Raw genomic sequence first — 19915 nt, forward strand, 5'->3', positions numbered from 1 at the left:
TCTTAACTGATGCCCGCCTGGAACAGTGTAAGACTTACACACAGGCTTAATGGAAAAGCAGAGAGGCTTTACATGTCCGATTTCATTCAGAACCTTGTTGGAAAAGTGGAAGGCGCACTTGGCGTCAGTCTTCAGGGGGAAATGCAGCAGCAGCTCCAGAAACTGCTCCAGCCTGATACGCTCCAGAGCATTCTGACGCAGGCTGATCAGGCCGGTCTGGGTGATAAGGTTCGGTCATGGATCAGCCAGGGTTCCAATGTGCCTGCAACGGCTGATGAAATCCGCGATATTCTGGGCAGCAGCACCGTGCATGATCTGGTGCAGCGCACCGGCCTGCCGGCTGATGCCGTTCTGACCACGCTGGCGCACTTCCTGCCGCAGGCCGTGGATAAAAAGACGCCGGAAGGCACGCTGCCGGCTCCGGCCGAGGCAACAAAAGAAGCCTGAGGCTTTTACCTGCCCCCGGCCACTCCATGCGCCGGGGGTGGGGCTTTGCTACTGAGATGGCAAACTTGCACGATTGAAAGGTGCATCAAGCCAGACAATCCGTTATGATGCCCGCATGAATCTTGGTGAGCGCATCACACGTGTTGATAGCTGGCTGCTGGATGACCTCTGTCAGCCTCTTGCAGACAGGCTGCCCGAGCGCATGCCGGCGCTGGAAGTTGGCATGAGCTGCCAGCTCGGCTCCCTCCTGTTTTCTGCCGTGTCTATTATCGCCGTGTTCGTCATTGGCGGGATGGAAGACATCACCAACATGATGTTCAACGTGCTGGTCTGGGGCCTGTGCGTGACGTTCTTTATCGGCCTGAACCGCATGCGTGTTCTGGTGCAGCCCGGCAGGCCCAACCCGTTACGTTATATGCTGGTGGGGGTGCGGCTGGTGTCCATCCCGTTTACGGCCTACGTGCTGTATCAGGCGTACGATGCACCTGCGCCGTTCCAGCTCCCCATGTGGTTTAACGCCCTCTCTAACCTCGTCTTTGTGGTGGGGCTGTATTTCATTTCCTGCCAGCCCCGGCCGCCGCAACGCCGCGCGCGGGAAGATATCTGGGCGCGGACCCCGCTGCAGGAAGCCGGGAACAGCTGATCAGAATACCGCGTTCACGGCAAACTGTGGGGCGACTTTAACCCCGGTATTATGCCCGGCGTAATAAACAGCAGCCCCTGCAATCACGCCCCAGCGTGGGTTCCAGTTATATTCAACCGCCGGTGCAATCTGCCAGTCCGTTGAGGCTGCGCTGATCTTGTTTACGCGTGTGCCCGCAGCGGTCCACCCTTTCAGGTGCGATCCGTTGGCCCAGTCCCGCGCCAGATCCATAGCCAGAACCCAGCGCTGGTTAATGCCGTATTCCAGAGAAAACCCGGTCTGGCCGCTCATGCCCGGACGCCCCGTGCCATGAAAACCCGCTGAGGTGCCATAAGTGGTCATGTCGTGCAGGCGTGCGCTGGTTAAAGCATGTCGCCACCAGTTCCAGACACGCAGGCGGAGGGCATGATTGCCGGGAAGGGTGTAAGTGGATTGCTCGGTAACGGCCACGCGGAAGACGTAGGCACCGGTCCCCGTGCCATCCTGCGTGGTGCGCAGGCGGGAATAGGCCCCCGTTGGCATGACGACACCGGCAAACAGGTTGAGGTCCGGGATAAACCTTTTGGGGTTTGGGTGGAGGAACCGCCAGATGAAATCGACCGGGAAATCCCCAAATTGCGGGCCATGCGAATGGCCAGCGGTGTGCTTCCACCCATAACTGATGACGGTATGGGTCTGAATGCTGATGTCATCCGTAATGCCGTATTTCCACAAGGTGGAATTACTAAAGGTCTGCTGCCTTGGGTGGAGCGGGTGACTGGTGCCGTTTGATGCAAACGTGCCGACCGGCTGGCTGTAGGTATAATAAGGTTCAATCCCCAGATCCCCCGCATGAGACTTTGCGCCCGATGGTGAGACCAGAGAGCCGGTATACCACTGTGCAGTATGCGCCGGGCGGGAGGAGAGGCTTGCAAGGCATGATCCGACCAGCACCGCACACAAAGACCGGGAGCAGGGAGGGAACGATAGTCTGACCATAACCGTTAAAAACGCCTTATTTTTTTTCTCCTGGGCCGCAGAAGGCCAGCAAATGTGTTTAAGATCAAGAACAGGCGGAAGTTTTAACGAAAGATTTGATGGCTCTTATTGAAAGAGTCTGAGTTTTCTGCGGGTCTTGTGGAAATTTTATTTCGTTACACTTAGATATCGAAACTTTATTGTTACGATGATTTATCTATTTCATGGAGTCTTCTTTGTGGGGAAGAATTCATGATTTGAGCGCTGTGTGGTCTTCAAATATTGCCGCCAGTAGCGTAGAAACCGGCAAAATAGTGACAAAAAATTAGAACAGGGAACAACGCAATGGCCATTGGGACGCAGCCGGTCAACACCAGACGGCGGACTTATGCCATTCTGATAGCCCTTGTTCTGGGTGTGCTGAGCGGGCTTTTCATTCACACGCTCTCACCCGCTGTCATTCATTTTGCCGAGCAGGCCGCAACCCTGATGACGGGGATTTTCCTGCGGCTGATCAAGATGGTCATCGCCCCGCTGGTTTTTGCCACGCTGGTGAGCGGAATTGGCAAGCTGGGTGATGACAGTCAGGTTTTCCGCATTGGCGGCAAAATCCTGCTGTGGTTCATCAGCATGTCTTTTATCTCCCTGCTTATTGGGCTTCTGGCCGGGAATATTTTCCAGCCGGGTGCCGGGTTTGAGCCTCCGGCCGTGGAGGATCTGGCCAGCCTGAAGCACCCGTTCCAGCCGGTGGATTTCCTGCTGCATATTGTGCCGACCAGCGTTCTCGATGCCATGTCCCGCAATGACATCCTCCAGATTGTGGTGTTCTCCGTGCTGTTTGGTCTGGCTCTGCCTGCCGCGGGCAAGGCCGGAAAGACCATGCTGGGCTGGACGGAAGAACTGGGCCATATCATGCTACGGATGACCGACATGGTCATGCTCTTGGCCCCCATGGCTGTTTTTGGCTCCGTTATGGGCAGCATTGCGCATAGTGGCGGCGGGATGCTGATCCAGTACAGTCGTTTTCTGGTTGAGTTCTACAGCACTATTCTGGTGCTCTGGATTGTCTTGACCACGCTGGCGTTTCTGGTGCTTGGCCCCCGGATTAAAGACCTGATCCGTGAACTCATTCAGCCGCTCATTCTGGGTTACGCCACGGCCAGCAGTGAGTCCGTTTATCCGCTGCTGCTCGAAAAGCTGGAAAATTTTGGCGTGCCGACCCGCATCAGCGGCTTTGTGCTGCCGCTGGGCTACAGCTTCAATCTGGACGGCTCCATCCTGTTCCAGAGCTTTGGCGCGCTCTTTATCGCGCAGGTTTATGACATCCACCTCTCCGCCATGCAGCAGTTCACCATGGTGCTGGTCATGATGCTGAGCAGCAAGGGCATTGCCGGTGTGCCGCGCGCGTCCATCGTGACACTGGTAGCCGTGCTGCCGCAGTTCGGCCTGCCGGAAGCGGGCATTACCCTGATCCTCGGTATCGACCACTTCCTCGACATGGCCCGCACCGCCACCAACGTACTGGGCAACGGCTACGCCGCCGCTATTTCCGCCAAGTGGGAAGGCGTGTTGTCTGACGGGCCGACGGAGGATCGGCTGTAAGCGGAGCGGATAACCTGTTTCTCCCCGGTAGAAACAGGCCTCCGCTCTCTTTCTAAAGCCAGGGGAGCGGTTGCAGGTTGAGGCTCAGGATTTCCATAGCCTTGCGATTGCACGCCCCTGTCAGGGTGTTCTGGTAATAAAGACTTTCCTCGCCCAGCAGGCGAAGAGCCTCCTGCTCATTTATGTGGGGTGGAGGCGCAGATCCAATCCAGCGGGCATAGGCTGGCAACCACGCAGACATTTTTGTCGGCTGATTATCCACGACGTTATAAATCCCGGCTGGCGCAGTTAAAGCCGCTACCGTTGCCTGTGCGGCATCGTCCACATGGATAAAGGAAAACGTGCTGCTTCCTTTACCAATCAGCGAAACCTCGCCTTGTGCAAGATGGTGGCTGAATGCGCCATCAGGCCAGTACCATGTGCCCGGACCGTAAAAGAAGCCGTAGCGTAAACCTATGGTGTCCATAGACGGTGCACTCAGTAGCCGCTTTTCGAGCTGCGCATACATACGGGCACTTTGCCCAATCGTGCCGGGGGCGTTGAGCCGTAAAGGAGAGGCCTCAGTGGCCAGCCCATTGCCGCCATCCAGATAGAAACCGGATAATTGCTGGATATAGCGCTGCACCCCGAAGGTGCTGGCTGCCTCAAACAGATTGCCGCGGCCTTCCAGACGTAATGTGCAATCGGCAGGGATGTGCTTTGGTAAGTCGAAAGGGCTGGCGGGCAGCGAGGTCAGCTGGTCGATCACCACGTCTGGCCGGATACGCTCCATCAGATCAAAAACACTGCTCCGATCCAGTGCATTACCTTGCACCGGATGCGCGCCGAGCATTTCGATCGCTTTCAGACTCTCTGGGCGGTGAGCCAGTCCCCGCACGTCATGCCCCGCATCCCGCAGGCGCGTTATAAGCGGACGGCCAAGCGCTCCGCTGGCTCCGGCAACAAGAATTTTCATGGTGCGGTCTCCTTTGGCTTAATGCGCGGGAAAGACGAAGGGCGCTGCTTTATCCTTGACGAAAAATGCAAGGAAACGGGCAGGCTGCGTCTGGCTGGCATTACGCCCGACGAGATGAACGTCATCCGGTCCTTCAAAGAAGCTTTGTCCTTCTTTCAGAGTAACGGGTGCGCCTCCCGCGACCTGCATGGTGACGCTCCCTTTCAGGACATAGACAAATACGGAGGCATTATGCCTGTGGATGGGGTCTGAACCACCGGGTGGGTAATCGACTGTCAGCATGGCTCCTTCCTTGCCAGGAATGCCTTGCAGGTCATGTGTTATCAGAGGTGTGACTTTGGTCTCTGCGTGAAGAGGGCCAGCAAAGAAACCTGCTGTTATGGCCGCGAGAATGGCAAATTTGCGCATACTCAATACTCCTTTTGAGAAGACGGGTTCAGGGTGTGGCAGACCGTCTGCGTTGTCTGACTTTGCTGGTGCGGCGGGTCTGAATGCGCTCGTCAAACCATGAGTGCGCCTCTCCGAAGAAAGGAGGGGGAGCCTTGTCCCGCACTGATTGTGCCAGATCAGCCAGTGAGGTCTGTGCCAGTTCCCGCCGCATGGCCTGTTCAGCCCGCAGCATGACGGCATGAATTCCGCAAACGCCCTGCGTTGCCCATTGGGGTGGTTGTTGGCCAAAGAGAGCGCAGCGGCCTCTGATTTCCTGACAGTTAAACAGGCTTTTTTCGCCTTCAACAGCATCAACAACGGTGAGCACGCTGATCTCGCTGGCGGGTCTGGCCAGCGTGTAACCACCTTTCATCCCTTCGGATGCGGCGAGAAGGCCAGCCTTTTCAAGCCGGGGCAGGAGCTTGGCGACGAATGCCGCAGGGATGTTCTGAAGCTCCGCGAGGTCAAGACTGCTGACAGGTTCAGGATTGTCCACCAGCCAAAGCAGGCTGTGCAGGACATATTCGGTGCTTGCGCCGTAAAGTGACATACGCGGACCATATAAGTCCGCGTTTAGATTCGCAAGATTTTAAACCCGACTGAACCGTCGTTCAGATGGTCTTGTTCATATTGATGCCAGTTACGCGAAACCCACTGGCTTCATAGACATGCTGAGCGCGTGTATTGTCCGCCGCCACACGAAGCTTGATGTGTTTGAACCCTTGTTGGCTCAGGTTTTCTTCCAGAGTTTTTAAAGCTTGCTTTCCATAACCCTGACCCTGCTGGTCAGGGAGAATGTGGAAATCATAAATATAGACTGATTGATTATTTTGGTCGGGGCGATACCAAATATACCCGATGATTTCGCCAGATTTTATAATGCACAGAAGGGTTTCGCTTTCTGTGAGCGCGCCTTGAGGAAAGCTGGTTTCTATAGTTTCGTGTGCCTGCTTGAGAGAGTCTGAAAGAGATAAGCCGTAATTTTCTGATATCTCATGAGCATAATCGGATACAAAATAGTCAGTGTAACGAGAAAATTCGTTTTCCTGCATTGGTCTGAATGAAATCATAAAAGCTTTTCTACCTTTTGAATTCCGGTATTGATTTTGATTTGAAATATTGGAGGTCTGTCTCAATACAGAACTCAAATAAGTATTGGAGACTCTTTTGGCGTGGGCGCAATATTTGGTTAAAAGGCTGTTGGCACTATGGAAGTATAGTGCCAACAGCCTGCTTTCTGGTGAACTTTTCGGTTTAAAAGCTGCTCACGGATTATCCTGCTCATGCTCGCCCTCAGCAATGCGGGCCTGAATGGCGCCGCGCCAGGGGGCGTCTTTGGGGGCGGCGTCCAGCGCTTTGCGGAACAGGTCGAGTGCCTGCGGGGTGACGTGGCTTGCTGCGCGGGTCAGGGCCTCGCCGGTGCGGGCGGCAACTTCTGCGTCAAAGCCGAGGGAGAGGGCGTGGTTCCATGCCTCGGCGGCTTCTGCATAATGCTCGCGGGTGGCTTCGGCCTGCCCGAGTAGCAGGTAGCCCTGGCGCAGGTTGGGATCGCCTGCGGGGATCATGGCCAGCGTGGCTTTCAGGCGCTGGACCACGGCATCGCCGCGTGTGTTCTGCTCATGCTGTGCCACCAGACGCGGGCCGAGCGGCTGCGCGGGCAGGGAGGGCACGCCGTTGGTCAGATACAGGCCAACTGCTGCAATGGGGATCAGCCCCAGTGCGCTCCATACGGCAACTGGCGGAATGGCATCGTCCGTATGGGTGGGGGCTGTGTCTGCTACCAGAATGCGGCGCTGGATTTCCAGCCGGGCAATGTCATGCTCCGCCGGGGCAATCAGGCCGATATCCAGATCGCGGTCAATTTCAGAAAGCTGAGCTTCATGCAGCGAGAGTGCCGCACTCCGCTCATCCCGCACCTGCCGGGTGCGTCGCCATAGGGGGAGGGCCGCCGGAGCCAGAGCCAGACAGCTTAACAGCACAATGGAAAGCCAGATCATGCGCTCAGTCCTTCGTCAGGTCGGCCAGACGGGCCTTTTCTTCCGCTGTCAGCGGCGGGGGGGCAGCGGGGGCCGCATTGCGGCGGCGATAGGCGAAAAATGCTGTGGTCAGGCCCAGCAGCAGGGCCAGAACCGGCATACTCCACAGCAGCAGCGTGCCAATGGAAAGTGGCGGGCTGAGGCGAATGAAGTTGCCGTAGCGGTTGACCATCCAGTCCATGATCTGGCGGTTGCTCTCACCCTTGGCAACGTGTTCCCGCACCACCCGGCGCAGGTCCCGCGCCAGTCCGGCGCTGCTGTCCTCAATAGATTCATTTTGGCAGACCAGACAGCGGAGCTGAGAGCCAATGGCCTCGGCCCGCGCTTCTTCCTGCGGGTTGGGCAGCATTTCGGCAGGGTCATCCACGGCCAGAACCAGAACCGGGGCCAGCAGCAGGGCGCAGCCCAGAAACAGGGCGGACAGACGGCTCAGCATCATGATTTTTTCAGGCTTTCCAGCAGGGGCACCAGCGTGCCGCGGATGGTGTCCACATCCAGCGGGGCGGCGCTGTGCCAGCGGATAATGCCGCCGGGGCCGATCAGGAAGGTTTCCGGCACCCCGGAAATACCCCAGTCGATGCCCACACGCCCGTCGCGGTCACTGCCCAGACGGGTGAACGGGTTGCCGGAATGCTTGAGGAACCCGGCAGCGTTCTCCGGGCGGTCCTTATAGGCAATGCCCCACATCGTCAGGTCATCCTTCAGGCCCATCAGGGTTGGCATTTCTGCAAGGCAGGGGATGCACCATGAGGCAAAAAAGTTGACCAGAACCGGCTGCGTGAGCGCCCGCAGATCCTGCGCGCTGAAGCCCTGACCGGGAGCCTGATCCGGCACACTGAAATCAGGCACCGGGCGATTAAGCACCGGCGCGTTGATATCATGCGGGTTGAAGGAGCCGTGCTGCATGCCGGAGAGCATCTTCCAGAAGCCAACGCCAACAATCGCCGCTCCGGCCAGAGGGGCGGCCATCAGCAGCCGCCGGCGCGTCATGTTTTCAGGAGGGTTGCTCATGCTGCCGTCACCGTATTGGGGGAAGATTTGGCACGGCGCGGTGCACCCACGCGCATGCGCCGGTCGGAAAGGGAAAGCACGCCGCCAATGGCCATAATCAGCGCACCCAGCCACATCCATGGGGCGAGTGGGTTGTAATGCAGCCGCAGCACGTAGGTAGGGGCAGCGTCTGTGCCGTGCTTGTCCCCCAGCACGCCATACAGGTCAGCCAGCAGATTGGTGTGGATGGAGACTTCCGTCGTCGTCTGGTTCTGGCTGTTAAAGCTGCGTTTGGACGGATGCATGATGGTGACAATCTTGCCGTTATGCCGCACCTCAAGGGTTGCAACCATAGCGGAATAGTTCGGCCCCGGTTCCTGCGTCACCTTGGTCAGCGTCCAGTCATACCCGGCCAGATGCTCGGTGGTGCCAACCGGCACTTCCACAATCTTGTGCTGGGCCTGAGACATGGCGGCCAGCCCAAGAATGGTCACACCCACACCCGCATGGGCAATAGCCGTGCCAAAAATGGAGCGGGGCAGCATGCGGGCACGCTGGAGACTGCCGGAGAGCGGCATGCGGAACAGGCGCATACGCTCCGTGATATCGAGCACGGAGGCCGCAATGACCCACACCGCCAGCGCGCTGCACAGGATAGGCAGAATGCCGGACATGCCGAAGGTAAACACTGCAAACGCGACACCAGCCAGCAGAGCGGCAATCCACAGCCGTTGCAGCACCGGCCAGAGCTGGGCGCGCTTCCACGGCAGCATGGGGCCAAAGCCCATGAAGATGAACAGCGGGATGGCCAGCGGAATGGTCGTGGCATCAAAGAACGGCTTGCCGACGGAAATGGTGCGGTCAAACAGCAGGGACATGAAAGGCGGATACATGGTGCCGGTCAGCACCACGGCGCACAGGGAGCACAACAGGATGTTGTTGAGCACCAGCGCACCTTCCCGCGAGATGGGAGCGAACAGGCCGCCTGCTGTCAGCGTCGGGGCGCGATAGGCGAACAGCGCCAGAGAGCCGCCGATCACCACGGCCAGCAGGCCGAGAATAAAGATGCCGCGGGCCGGGTCATTCGCAAAGGCATGCACGGAGTTCAGAATACCGGAGCGGACAAGGAACGTGCCGGAGAGCGAGAACGAGAACGTGGCAATGGCCAGCAGCACCGTCCAGATTTTCAGGCTCTCGCGCTTTTCCACCACAATGGCGGAATGGATCAGCGCCGTGCCGGTCAGCCAGGGGATGAGGGAGGCGTTTTCCACCGGGTCCCAGAACCAGTAACCGCCCCAGCCCAGCACGTAATAGGACCACCATGAACCGAGCGCGATGCCGCAGGTGAGGAAGCACCATGCCGCCACCGCCCACGGGCGCACCCAGCGGCCCCATGCGGCATCCACGCGGCCTTCAATCAGGGCGGCAATAGCGAAGGCAAACGGCACCGCAAACCCGACATAGCCGGTGTAGAGAATGGGCGGATGGAAGGCGAGGCCCGGGTCCTGCAGCAGCGGGTTCATGCCCTGCCCATCCATGGGGGCGGGCCAGACGCGGGCGAACGGGTCTGACGTGGTCAGACAGAACAGTTCAAACCCGGCAGCCACCGCCCCCAGAACCGCAATCACCCGCGCCCGCAAAGCAGAGGGCAGGTTGCGCCCGAAGGCGGCCACGGCTGCTCCGCAGATGCCCAGGATAAGCGCCCAGAGCAGAATGGAGCCTTCATGATTGCCCCACACACCGGTGATTTTATACAGCAGCGGTTTGGAGACTGCGCTGTTGGCCGCAATGTTCTGGACCGAGAAATCATCCGTAACGGCGGCGTACACCAGACAGAGGAAGGCCATCAGCAATGCCAGAAGCTGCCCGACGGCCAGCCCCGGCGCGAGCATCATCACCCGTCTGTCGCGCCGTTGCGCGCCGATAAGAGGCAGAATGCCCTGCGCGGCGGCAAGGATGCAGGCAAGGGCCAGCGCATAATGTCCGAGTTCAGGGCTCAGCATGTCAGAGGGATGTCTCCGGGTGGCGGGCTGTCAGAACAGCGTAAAAGACGCTGGCAGGGAAAGAGACCTGCCAGACAGAGGCAAAAGACGCAAAAGGGGATGTGCGGCGTAACACAGGGTTTTAGTTGCCAGCCGGGGCAGGGGGCGCAGGAGCGTCGGACGCGGGAAGGCCCTTCTTTGCGTCCTGCACCGTCATGCTGTTCCAGCTTGCTGCACTGGGTGGCGGCCCAAAGCGCGGGTCCCACTTGCCGGATTTTTTCAGGGCTTCCGCCACTTCCTTCGGCATATAGGTTTCATCATGCTTGGCCAGCACTTCACTCGCGACAAACCCGTCCTTGTGCATGGTGCCGACGGCCACCACGCTCTGCCCCTCGCGGAAAAGGTCGGGCAGGATGCCTTCATACCGCACGGTTACAGCAGCCTGACCATCTGTGACGTCAAAGCGGGCAATTGGGGTTTCGCCCCGTTTTTCCCGTTTGACGGAGCCAGCCACCACCATGCCACCCAGCCGCACGGTACGGTCTGCCGGAGGCGCGGATGCTGCGACCTGAGAAGGCGTGACAAAGAAAACGATATCTGAGGAAAACGCCTTGAGCATGAGGGCTGCGGCAGCCCCCAGACAGGCAACGCAGGCGATAACGAGCCAGAGGCGACGTGTCTTGCGGGTCATAGAGACGAAGTGGCTCCTGTGGTGCGGTCCGAGGGGCGTTCAAGAACGGCCAGCCGCATACGGGCCTTTTTGAGGCGGAGGGCCGCCCCGATGGAGAGGGTCAGCGCGATGACAGTGGCCAGACCATAGCTGGCCAGAATATAGGGCAGATGCGTCATGCGGCGTCTCCCGAAGCATTGCCAGCGCGGCGGCGCGGGCTGGAGAGCAGGCTGCGGATGCGGCTTTCCATCACGGCGGCCCGGGTGCGGGCCAGCACAATGGCGGCAAACCCCAGCGAGAAGCCCAGAGTGGATAAAGCCAGCGGCCACAGCATGGAAGAGGACATGGTGGGCGCGCCTGTCAGCGTGATGCTGTCCGGCTGATGCAGGGTGTTCCACCACTGCACGCTGAATTTGATCACCGGCAGGTCGACAGCGCCCGCAAGCGCGAGAATGGCCGCAGCTTTGTAGCCGCGTTGTGGGTCATCGAACGCGCGGATAAGCGCAATATGGCCCAGATACAGGAAAAACAGCACCAGCACGGAGGTCAGCCGGGCGTCCCACACCCACCATGTGCCCCACATCGGCTTGCCCCACAGGGAACCGGTGGCCAGACACAGTGCGGTAATGCAGGCGCCCACGGGGCCGATTTCCACCGCAGCCAGATCCGCCAGCGGATGCCGCCAGACGAGTGACAGTACGGCGCATACGGCAAGCCCGGCATAACCGGCAGAGGCCAGCATGGCGGCTGGCACGTGCACATACATAATGCGGACAGAATCGCCCTGCTGCCAGTCGGCAGGCGAGAAAAACAGCCCCCAGCCCAGCCCCACGAGGGTGAGCAGCAGGGCTGGCCATGTCAGCCAGGGCTGCAGGCGTGCGCCCAGCTTGAGAAACCGGCCGGGATTGGCATACCGATGGAAGAATGTCCCGGCACGCGCGACGAGGGTCGGTGTGGCGCTCAAATGTCAGTCCGTTCCGTATCTCAACAAATCACGTGAGCTTGCAGGGGCCTTGCGTGCAGGAGTTTCCTGCCCAGACATGCGCTCGCGCACCTTTTACATCATTCGGGGCATCTTGACACGAGGCAGTTATTCATGGGCGTCCTGTCCCGACAACACAGCGGAGAGAAGACATGTTGTTTGCCGTTATTTGCACAGATCGCCCCGGAGCCCTTGAAATACGTAAGGCTACGCGTGAGAAACATCTGGCTTTTCTGGAAAATTACAAGCAGGCGATTCAGTTCGCCGGACCTCAACTTGACGTGAACGGCACCCCCTGCGGCAGCCTCGTGCTGCTGGATGTGCAGGATCGCGCGGCGGCGGAAGGCTTTGCTGCGGCTGACCCGTATGCCGAGGTTAATCTGTTTGAAAGCGTGATTGTGCGCCCCCTGCGCACTGTGTTCCGTGATGGCGCGCTGGTGGAATAGCCATGGCCTACTGGTTGATTAAGAGCGAGCCGGACGCCTTTAGCTGGGATGAGCAGGTGGCCAATGATGTGGAACCCTGGACCGGGGTGCGCAACCATCAGGCCAAAAAGAATCTTGCTGGCATGAAGGTGGGAGACCGCGCCTTTTTTTACCATTCCAACGTGCAGCGCGCGATTGTGGGGGTGGTGGAAATTGTGCGCGAAGCCTACCCGGACCCCACGGCGGACAGCGGCAACTGGGTGTGTGTGGACGTGAAAACCGTTGGCCCCATGCCCAGCCCGGTTACGCTGGCGGATATTAAGCAGGATGAGGCGCTGGCGGATCTGGCTCTGGTTCGGCAGTCACGCCTTTCAGTGTGTCCGGTTTCTGCGGAACATTGGCAGTATCTGTGCCGCATGGGCGGCTGGTCTGGCGACTGACGACCAGAAGCAGGCCGGGCTTTGTTCCCGCCGCATCAATAAAAAAGGGAGCACCCAGACCGGGCGGCTCCCTTTTTTGTTGGCCGTAGTCAGAGCGGCTTAGCCCTGTGTGGCAAGTGCCCAGAGCTGGCCCGCGCGGTTGCCGGAGCGGCAATAGCTGAAGATCGGGCCGGGCAGGGTGTTGAGGGATTCCTGCATGATGATCACGGCATCGGAAGACGGAGCCTGACCGCCAGCAACCGGAATGGAGATGAAGGACAGGCCAGCCTGCTTGGCGGCTTCTCCAATGGTTTCAGCCGTCGGCTGGCCGGGGTCTTCCCCATCCGGGCGGGTGCAGATGATGGTTTTGAACCCGGCCTCTTTAATGGCGGGGATGTCGCTGACGGCAATCTGCGGGGCAACAACAAAATCGGGGGACAGGCTGCGATAGTTCATGGTCAATAAAGTCCTTTCAGACAGCATTCTGCTCACAAGCTCCCTGACCTTGTAGGCCCGGACAGAGCGGGCGGAAAGAGGGAGACATACTGCTCTGGCTGTATGCCTGCCCTGAAATCCGGCATGGTGGGCGTGGATCAGAAAAAAGAAGGGCGGCGGGACATGCAGAAAGAACCGGGTTTTGCAGATGTTGTGGCAGCATCTGTACGTCTGAAAGGGCATGCGCATCGCACGCCGGTTCTCACTTCTCGCTATCTGAACGGAGTGAGCGGGGCGGAGCTGTTCTTCAAAGCGGAAAATTTCCAGCGCGTGGGGGCGTTCAAATTCCGAGGCGCGCTGAATGCAATTCTGGCTCTGCCCGAAGACGTGCGTCGCCGGGGCGTGGTGGCGTATTCCTCCGGCAATCATGCGCAGGGCGTGGCCTGTGCGGCGCAGCAGGCTGGGATTCCCGCCGTGATTGTCATGCCGGAAGACGCCCCCGCGATGAAGCTGCACGCGACCCGAGGGTACGGCGCGGAAGTGGTTCTGTATGATCGTTACACGCAGGACCGGCAGGCGATAGGCGACGCACTGGCCGCAGAGCGAGGGGCGACGTTGCTCCCTCCGTTTGACCATCCGGATATTATTGCCGGGCAGGGCACTGCAGCGCTGGAATTGTTTGAAGAGACCGGACCGCTTGATGCGCTGTTTGTGCCGGTTGGTGGTGGCGGTCTTGCCTCAGGCTGCGCGCTGGTTGCGCAGGCGGTCTCGAAGGGGTGCACCGTAATTGGGGTGGAACCGGCAGCCGGGGATGATGCGCGACAGTCTCTGTCCGCAGGTCACATCGTGCAGATTGAGGTGCCCAAAACACTGGCGGACGGGGCGCAGACCACAGCCATCAGCCCGCTCACTTTTGGGATTATGCGCAGGCTTTTGCGGGAGATTGTCACGGTGGACGATGCCACGCTGGTTGCGACCATGCGCACCCTGGCGGAGCGGATGAAAATTGTCGTCGAGCCGACGGGCTGCCTTGGCGTCGCTGCCGCTCTTGCGGCTGCTTCCGAATGGAAGGGGAAGCGTGTCGGCGTGATTATTTCCGGCGGCAATGTTGATATGGCACGGTTTTCCAGACTGATGCAGGAGGGCGCGTAACACAGCCGGAGACTGAAAAATTAGTCGCGCTAAATTTTAAGGGATTTTTAAAACGCTTGTCCGGATAAGGGATAATTGTCCCTCTTGTCCCGGACAGGCGATGTGTAGGCTGTAAAGCCTGTTTTAGCGATGAATGAAGTACAGGTCTGAATACAGGTCTTTCAGTGCGGCCTTGTTGGCCAGGCAGCGACGGACCAGATGGGCGCGGAGGTCGAGCGCGCCTTGCTGCACGATCGGATCTTTGGACGGCGCATCAAAGGCCGGATAGCGCTGAATGCAGGATTTCAGATCCGGATTGTTCATGTCCAGACCGGCTTCAATCTGCTTCATGGTCGCATCATATTCCTGCGTGACTTCCGCATCGGAATACCATTCGCTCAGCGCGGACTGCACCTTGTTGTTGCGGATCAGGTAGGTGAAGGTCAGAAACCCGTTTTCCGTGGTGCCATTGGGCAGTTTGGTGCTCAGGCGGCAGACGCGGTGGAAATACGGCGGCAGGCTGAGGTCCGGCATGGCGGTGGCACCCGTCACGCTGATCTGCATGGTCGGCTGGAAAGAGGAATCCGGCTTGTCATCCCGGTCCGGCGTCTTGCTGGATTGCAGGCTGTGGTCGCGCTGCATGGCTTCGGCCAGAAGCGTGTCATACTGGTGGGAATAGCAGTAGGACGGGTCCGTCCGCGCATGTTCCAGCGCAGAATGATAGGCTTGCTGCTGCGGGGTCTGGGCGCAGCCTGTGGCAGCCAGAACGGCGGCAACAGAGCCCGCGCGCAGCAGATTCTGCCAGCGTGGGGTGCGGGCTGAGCGGGAGGAAGGCGTGGTGTGCGACATGGAAAAACTCCTGTTGGCGCACAGTCTGCGCCGGGATGGTCTCACCTTCGGCTGTGTAAGGTGTTCCGATGCACGTGACAACCACTGTGAAGTCTGACGCCAAAAGGGCGCACGCACGCCGGAAAACCATGGCAAAAATCGAAAAGTAAAAGGGATAGGAGGCAACTTCTTAGCCCGCGGGGCTTTTGTGAGGGAAGGTGGACATCGCTGTACAGGAGATGGGAGGCATATGCCGGACGAGGGGCGGCCCGTGTCGCTTTTCGAGCGTGCTATGCTACACTCTCCTTTACAAAACAGACTATTGCGGGCGCTCGACTGCGCCCCGGCCCGGCCTTTCACGGCAGGGCAGAGCAAGCAGAAAGGGCGCAAATGAGTACGCAGGACATGACAGGGAGCGAGATGGTGACGCTCAAGCTCAGTGGTCACGATCTGGGAGAGCTGGAACACGCCCTCGCACAGGTCGAGTCTGGCAAAGGCGTTCTGGTGCGTCTGGCGGACCTGATGGGCGGCGCTGTTGGCCACGCCACGCGGCTGGGCCTGCGCGGGCTGGGCATGGCTCCCGGCATGGAAGACAAGCTGCGTGGTCTGGCGGAAAGCGCCATTGCCCGTGCCTTTGATGTTGCCATTGTCGGGCTGCGCAGCCCCGGTGACGCTCTGGCGGAACCGCAGCCCTGGCGTGGCCCGGCGTTGCAGGCGGCTGTTGCCGTCTCCGGCGCGGTAGGTGGCTTTGCTGGCCTTGCTGGTCTGGCCCCGGATATCAGCTTCACGACGCTGACCATCATGCGTGAGATTGGCCGTATTGCGCGCGAAGAAGGCGAGGACCTGTCCGACCCGGATGCACGCCGCGCCTGCCTGGAAGTGTTCGCACTGCGGGCCTTTCCCAATGCGCGGAAGGCGGAAGATAGCGAACTGGGCTATTTCTCAGCCCGTGCGCTGCTGCGCGGCCGCCCGGTTGTGATGCTGATTGCGGAAGTCGCCTCGCATTATGGTCTGGCTCTGGGGCAGAAAGTCTCTCTTCAGCTTATGCCAGTGGCGGGTGCGCTGTGTGGGGCGTCGCTCAATACGGCATTCCTTAACCATTACCGGGCACTGGCCCGGGCGCATTTCACCATCCGTCGTCTGGAGCGTGAACATGGTCCGGTGGTGCGGGATACGGCTGAGGCCCTGCGAGATCACGTCGCAACGCGTAACGGTCGCGTTTCCTGAAGGTATTGAGGCATTAAAAAAGCCGGAGGCAGATCCTCCGGCGTGGTCTCAGACGGTCTTATCAGAGAGCCAGCTTTCCCTCAGGAGGCTGGCTCTTTCTGTTTTTTGACCGGTGGCGGTTCTTCATCAATCAGCGTGCCGATGACGGCAAGAAACAGCATGAACCCGCCCACAATCATGCAGGTCTGCTGGTAGTGGAAGTCGATCAGTCTCACCACCACGCAGGCAAGAATACCCAGCAGGCAGGCTATTCTTAAGGTCATCAGTCTCTCCGGTTCAGGCCGTTACAGGGGTGACAAGCGGCTTATTGGCGGCGAGAGCGGCCACATTGTCCAGCGAGAGCATGCCCATGGCCGTGCGCGTTTCCACTGTGGCGCTGCCGGTGTGGGGCGTCATGAAAATCTTCGGCAGGGCGAGAATGCTGGGGTTCGGGTTGGGTTCGTTCTGATAAACATCCAGCCCGGCATTAAACAGATGGCCGGAGCGCAGGGCGTCCAGCAGAGCCGTCTCATCCACCAGTGCGCCGCGAGCAGCATTGACCAGCACACTGCCGCGCGGCAGCAGGCCGAACATTTTGGCTGTCATCAGCGGCGGTGCGCCGGCGGTGGCGGGCATGTGCAGGGTGAGAATGTTGCAGTGGGGCAGCATCTCTTCCAGATTTTCAAAATAGGTCGCGCCTTCCTCCTGCGCAGGGTCCAGCCTGCGGCGGTTATGGTAGAGCACCTTCATGTCAAACCCACGCGCCCGGCGCGCAACGGCCTGCCCGATGCGGCCCATGCCGACAATGCCCAGAGTCTTGCCGGCCACGCGCATGCCCAGCATCTCATCCATTTCCAGCGTGCGGCCCCAGCCGTTCTTCATCAGCGTGTAATATTCCGCAGCGCGGCGGCAGGCGGTCAGAATCAGCATCATGGTCAGGTCAGCATTACAGTCGGTCAGCACGTCCGGCGTGTTGCAGACCTTGATGCCACGTGCCAGCAGGGCGGGCACATCCAGATGGTCCAGCCCGACACTGACGGTTGCCACCAGCTTCACGCAGTCCGGAATGGCCGCCACATCCGCGCCTTTCAGCGGGCAATGATGCGTGACCAGCATGGCAAACGCCTGCTGCTTTTCCGCCAGAGTCAGCATGCCAGCGGTGTCCAGCGGGGCATCGGGGGCAGGGGGAGCGGTAAAGTCGGTCTCAATCCGCTTTTCAACGGCGGCAGGCAGCCGGACGGCACGGATCAGGCAAGGCTTTTCGGAAGGCATGGGCGTTCCTTTTTTCAGTGGGACAGATTGAGTTTCCGTAATGACAGACTAGCATGACCCTTCAGAAAAGCCATGACGAGCGTATAACGACGGAAACGGACGCGGGATCAGGCGCGAGCGTTATAAAGAACGCAGATCTCATCTGTTTAAAGGAGGCGACATGACTGACGCGCTGACGCCGGAACTGATTTTAGGCGCGTATGCGGCCGGGATTTTCCCGATGGCGGCCGATGCGGATGATGACGAGCTGCAATGGTATGATCCGGACCCGCGCGGCATCCTGCCTCTGCGTGGTTTCCACCTCTCGCGCCGTCTGCAACGCACGGTGTTGTCAGGCCGGTTTGATGTCAGTGTGGATCAGGATTTCCCCGGCGTGATGAAGGCCTGCGCAGCGCCTGCACCGGGGCGTGAGGACACATGGATCAATGGTGAGATCTTCCGCCTGTTCTGTGCCCTGCATGACATGGGATACGCGCATAGCGTGGAATGTCGGCAGGACGGAAAGCTGGTGGGCGGCTTATATGGCGTGGCGCTGGGCGGCGCATTTTTTGGGGAAAGCATGTTCAGCCGTGCGACCGATGCCTCCAAGGTTGCGTTAGTGCATCTGGTGGCGCGGCTGCGGATTGGCGGCTTTATCGTGCTAGACACCCAGTTTGGAACAGACCATCTCGCCCGCTTTGGCGGGGAGGAAATTCCGGCAAGCCTGTATAAGGCAACCTTGGAACGCGCTGTCCAGATGATGCCATGTTGGCAGGCTAGCATTCCTGCAGATGAGCTGGAGGCTGAAATTCGCGCCATGCGGGCAGAGACGCATGCGGCAGACTCTCAGGACAGTTAGGGACCGGCTCTGGGAGCAGAGCGGTCTGGATGAGAAACAGGAAAGACGAAGACGTATGACACACTGCCAGCCGGCCCGGACGCGCCGTATGCTGACCCTTTGCAGCCTTCTGGCCACCGCACCGCTGGCGGCAGGACTGCTGAGCCAGCCAGGCCATGCCGCCGAGACAGCCGCAACGCCTGCGGCCCCGGCAGGCGCACCGGCTCCCGCCCCGCAGATGGACCACCCGCGCCTGATGCCCGGACGTGATGCCACTATTGATTACGTCTTTCAGCCGCGCCCGCCTGCGGGTGGAGGCCCCGCAACGGCCCTGCCGATCAGGGACCGGCATGTGCAGGTTCTGTTTTCCGGTGATGGCGGGCTGATGCGCATCAACTACATGCTCAGCATGGACGGGCCGGAAAGCCGCGGGGCCGTCATCATCAACCGGGCGGCGCAGGAAGTGATGATTATCCTGAACGACCGCAAGATTTATACCCGGCTGGTGCAGCAGGAGGTGGCGCGCAGCCCGTTCCTGCTGGATATGTCCATGAGTTTTACGCGCAAAGGCAAATCCGAAGTCATCGGCCAGCCCTGCACCCTCTGGGGCGTGGTCTCCGCCCAGGGGAATGGGACTGCCTGCGTGACGGATGACGGCTTTATTCTGGAGCAGGACGGCGTGGATGTGGATGGTCTGAACGGCCACCTCAAGGCGATGAAAATCTCCTATGATGACGTGCCCGCTACCTCTTTCCAGCCGCCTGCGGGTTTTCAGGAAGTCACGCCGCATTCCCCGGGATCTCAGTCTGGTGGGAATGAGGACGGTTCAGCCCCCCCTTCCGTTATGCGGGGGCCAACCAGTGTGCAGCAGCAGGAACATTCCAGCGTGCCCTCCGCCACAGGCGTTGTGCCGGGCGTTGGTCCTGTAACGACCCTGCCATCCACCGATTCCAACGCGCATGATGCGTCAGGCAATACGCCATGAGCGGGCTGCGTACGCGGCGGCTGCTTGGTGCCGGGCTGGGTGTTATGATGGGTGTGGCCTCTCTGCCCGTGGCGCAGGCGCAAACGTCTGCTACGGGTACCGACGCAGGCAACGCTGTTTCCGCAGGTGCGAGCGGTGCTCAGGCGGGTGCCAACCCTGCGTCTGCCCCTGCGCCAGTCGCCCCGCAGGATGCACCGTTCATCACGCCGTCTGTGGATGCGGATGTGCTGTATGAACTGACATCGCCCACCGGGGATGCGGTGATGAAGCAGCGGATGCGCTGGCAGGTGGGCAGCCTCCGTCAGCGGCTGGACCCGGAAGGGTCTGACCTGTTCATGATCACCTCCTGGCCTGAGCACACGCTGACCGTGGTGGACCCGAGCCGCAAGCGGAAGAGCGTGATGCCGGCCCCCAGTCAGGACCTTACGCCGCCCGGTCACCCGGCTATGGTTGGCACCTATGCACGATTGGGTGGTTCCGTGGTGGCGGGGGAAAGCTGCATTATCTGGCGCACCAAAGACGCCGACGGACATGCAAGTGATGTCTGTTACACGGCGGATGGTCTGTTGTTGCAGGTTGCACAACAGGGACAGATTACCGTCCGGGCGCTCCGTGTCAGCCGGGTGGCCCAGCCTGATGATGTGTTCGCCATTCCATCGGGCCTGAAGCAGGAGGCCCCCGCCAGACCGTAATCCGCCCGGACC

Annotated in this window: 26 protein-coding genes; 10 read left to right on the forward strand and 16 right to left on the reverse strand. The window is 59.9% G+C overall.

All coding sequences use genetic code 11. From position 1 onward, the window contains the following. Window positions 1–72 precede the first annotated feature (72 nt). Entirely contained in the window at window positions 73–447 is a 375-nt protein-coding gene (locus AD928_RS08645; protein ID WP_062140855.1) for a YidB family protein, read from the forward strand. A 115-nt stretch (window positions 448–562) separates the two neighbouring features. Next, window positions 563–1090: a hypothetical protein gene (locus AD928_RS08650; protein ID WP_062140857.1), complete on the forward strand. Its 528-nt coding sequence runs from the start codon at window positions 563–565 to the stop codon at window positions 1088–1090. Here the strand turns inward: AD928_RS08650 and AD928_RS08655 are convergent, their stop codons facing one another. Continuing rightward, window positions 1091–2068 (reverse strand): hypothetical protein, encoded by a 978-nt coding sequence (locus AD928_RS08655; protein WP_233420017.1) that lies wholly within the window; start codon window positions 2066–2068, stop codon window positions 1091–1093. A gap of 324 nt (window positions 2069–2392) precedes the next feature. Between AD928_RS08655 and AD928_RS08660 the strand changes: the two genes are divergently transcribed. Beyond that, a complete protein-coding gene (locus tag AD928_RS08660) occupies window positions 2393–3649 on the forward strand; it encodes a dicarboxylate/amino acid:cation symporter (RefSeq protein ID WP_062249830.1) in 1257 nt (418 codons plus the stop codon). A 52-nt stretch (window positions 3650–3701) separates the two neighbouring features. On the opposite strand, the gene AD928_RS08665 is transcribed toward AD928_RS08660, so the two are convergent. The 11 genes from AD928_RS08665 to AD928_RS08710 form a co-directional block, all read right to left on the reverse strand. Then, a complete protein-coding gene (locus tag AD928_RS08665) occupies window positions 3702–4604 on the reverse strand; it encodes an NAD-dependent epimerase/dehydratase family protein (protein WP_062249832.1) in 903 nt (300 codons plus the stop codon). 18 nt (window positions 4605–4622) lie between these two features. After that, the gene (locus AD928_RS08670; protein ID WP_062249834.1) at window positions 4623–5012 is read right to left on the reverse strand and encodes a cupin domain-containing protein; all 390 of its coding nucleotides are present in this window, start codon (window positions 5010–5012) and stop codon (window positions 4623–4625) included. Between the two features lie 28 nt (window positions 5013–5040). Next, a complete protein-coding gene (locus AD928_RS08675; RefSeq protein ID WP_062249836.1) occupies window positions 5041–5583 on the reverse strand; it encodes an RrF2 family transcriptional regulator in 543 nt (180 codons plus the stop codon). Window positions 5584–5644: 61 nt separating this feature from the next. Further along, complete coding sequence (locus AD928_RS08680) at window positions 5645–6103, reverse strand: GNAT family N-acetyltransferase (protein WP_062249838.1); 459 nt, start codon at window positions 6101–6103, stop codon at window positions 5645–5647. A gap of 195 nt (window positions 6104–6298) precedes the next feature. Continuing rightward, window positions 6299–7030 (reverse strand): c-type cytochrome biogenesis protein CcmI, encoded by a 732-nt coding sequence (ccmI, locus tag AD928_RS08685; RefSeq protein WP_062249839.1) that lies wholly within the window; start codon window positions 7028–7030, stop codon window positions 6299–6301. A gap of 4 nt (window positions 7031–7034) precedes the next feature. Continuing rightward, complete coding sequence (locus AD928_RS08690) at window positions 7035–7508, reverse strand: cytochrome c-type biogenesis protein (RefSeq protein WP_062249841.1); 474 nt, start codon at window positions 7506–7508, stop codon at window positions 7035–7037. Beyond that, window positions 7505–8080, reverse strand: coding sequence for a DsbE family thiol:disulfide interchange protein (locus AD928_RS08695; protein WP_061507109.1), 576 nt, complete (start codon window positions 8078–8080; stop codon window positions 7505–7507). Before AD928_RS08695 ends, AD928_RS08690 begins: the two co-directional genes overlap by 4 nt. Then, window positions 8077–10062 (reverse strand): heme lyase CcmF/NrfE family subunit, encoded by a 1986-nt coding sequence (locus AD928_RS08700; RefSeq protein ID WP_062249843.1) that lies wholly within the window; start codon window positions 10060–10062, stop codon window positions 8077–8079. The genes AD928_RS08695 and AD928_RS08700 overlap by 4 nt, the downstream gene beginning before the upstream one ends. 121 nt (window positions 10063–10183) lie before the next feature. Continuing rightward, a complete protein-coding gene (gene ccmE / locus AD928_RS08705; RefSeq protein WP_062143234.1) occupies window positions 10184–10732 on the reverse strand; it encodes a cytochrome c maturation protein CcmE in 549 nt (182 codons plus the stop codon). Continuing rightward, complete coding sequence (locus AD928_RS14975; protein ID WP_167347358.1) at window positions 10729–10890, reverse strand: hypothetical protein; 162 nt, start codon at window positions 10888–10890, stop codon at window positions 10729–10731. Before AD928_RS14975 ends, ccmE begins: the two co-directional genes overlap by 4 nt. After that, window positions 10887–11675: a heme ABC transporter permease gene (locus AD928_RS08710; protein ID WP_061502582.1), complete on the reverse strand. Its 789-nt coding sequence runs from the start codon at window positions 11673–11675 to the stop codon at window positions 10887–10889. The genes AD928_RS14975 and AD928_RS08710 overlap by 4 nt, the downstream gene beginning before the upstream one ends. Before the next feature lie 170 nt (window positions 11676–11845). Here AD928_RS08710 and AD928_RS08715 point away from each other — a divergent pair, with 170 nt between their 5' ends. Further along, a complete protein-coding gene (locus AD928_RS08715; RefSeq protein ID WP_043552196.1) occupies window positions 11846–12139 on the forward strand; it encodes a YciI family protein in 294 nt (97 codons plus the stop codon). A gap of 2 nt (window positions 12140–12141) precedes the next feature. Beyond that, the gene (locus tag AD928_RS08720) at window positions 12142–12558 is read left to right on the forward strand and encodes an EVE domain-containing protein (protein ID WP_062143250.1); all 417 of its coding nucleotides are present in this window, start codon (window positions 12142–12144) and stop codon (window positions 12556–12558) included. A 99-nt stretch (window positions 12559–12657) separates the two neighbouring features. On the opposite strand, the gene AD928_RS08725 is transcribed toward AD928_RS08720, so the two are convergent. Then, the gene (locus tag AD928_RS08725) at window positions 12658–12993 is read right to left on the reverse strand and encodes a protein tyrosine phosphatase family protein (RefSeq protein WP_062249845.1); all 336 of its coding nucleotides are present in this window, start codon (window positions 12991–12993) and stop codon (window positions 12658–12660) included. 102 nt (window positions 12994–13095) lie between these two features. Between AD928_RS08725 and AD928_RS08730 the strand changes: the two genes are divergently transcribed. After that, window positions 13096–14124, forward strand: coding sequence for a threo-3-hydroxy-L-aspartate ammonia-lyase (locus AD928_RS08730; protein ID WP_233420018.1), 1029 nt, complete (start codon window positions 13096–13098; stop codon window positions 14122–14124). 123 nt (window positions 14125–14247) lie between these two features. Here the strand turns inward: AD928_RS08730 and AD928_RS08735 are convergent, their stop codons facing one another. Further along, on the reverse strand, window positions 14248–14952 hold the full coding sequence (locus tag AD928_RS08735; RefSeq protein ID WP_062249847.1) for a hypothetical protein: 705 nt from the start codon (window positions 14950–14952) through the stop codon (window positions 14248–14250). A 369-nt stretch (window positions 14953–15321) separates the two neighbouring features. On the opposite strand from AD928_RS08735, the gene AD928_RS08740 reads away from it, so the two are divergent. Then, a complete protein-coding gene (locus tag AD928_RS08740) occupies window positions 15322–16158 on the forward strand; it encodes an EcsC family protein (protein WP_043552205.1) in 837 nt (278 codons plus the stop codon). An 80-nt stretch (window positions 16159–16238) separates the two neighbouring features. On the opposite strand, the gene AD928_RS08745 is transcribed toward AD928_RS08740, so the two are convergent. Further along, complete coding sequence (locus tag AD928_RS08745; RefSeq protein ID WP_062143259.1) at window positions 16239–16421, reverse strand: hypothetical protein; 183 nt, start codon at window positions 16419–16421, stop codon at window positions 16239–16241. Window positions 16422–16434: 13 nt separating this feature from the next. Then, the gene (locus tag AD928_RS08750; protein ID WP_062249849.1) at window positions 16435–17409 is read right to left on the reverse strand and encodes a 2-hydroxyacid dehydrogenase; all 975 of its coding nucleotides are present in this window, start codon (window positions 17407–17409) and stop codon (window positions 16435–16437) included. Window positions 17410–17569: 160 nt separating this feature from the next. Here AD928_RS08750 and aat point away from each other — a divergent pair, with 160 nt between their 5' ends. The 3 genes from aat to AD928_RS08765 are packed head-to-tail and all read left to right on the forward strand — an operon-like array spanning window position 17570 to window position 19903. Next, window positions 17570–18247, forward strand: a complete 678-nt coding sequence (gene aat / locus AD928_RS08755) for a leucyl/phenylalanyl-tRNA--protein transferase (RefSeq protein WP_062249851.1) — start codon at window positions 17570–17572, stop codon at window positions 18245–18247. A 55-nt stretch (window positions 18248–18302) separates the two neighbouring features. After that, on the forward strand, window positions 18303–19211 hold the full coding sequence (locus AD928_RS08760) for a hypothetical protein (RefSeq protein WP_062249853.1): 909 nt from the start codon (window positions 18303–18305) through the stop codon (window positions 19209–19211). Continuing rightward, on the forward strand, window positions 19208–19903 hold the full coding sequence (locus AD928_RS08765; protein ID WP_082779829.1) for a hypothetical protein: 696 nt from the start codon (window positions 19208–19210) through the stop codon (window positions 19901–19903). Before AD928_RS08760 ends, AD928_RS08765 begins: the two co-directional genes overlap by 4 nt. Window positions 19904–19915 lie beyond the last annotated feature (12 nt).

The sequence above is a fragment of the Acetobacter cerevisiae genome, from assembly GCF_001580535.1.
Lineage (GTDB): Bacteria > Pseudomonadota > Alphaproteobacteria > Acetobacterales > Acetobacteraceae > Acetobacter > Acetobacter cerevisiae.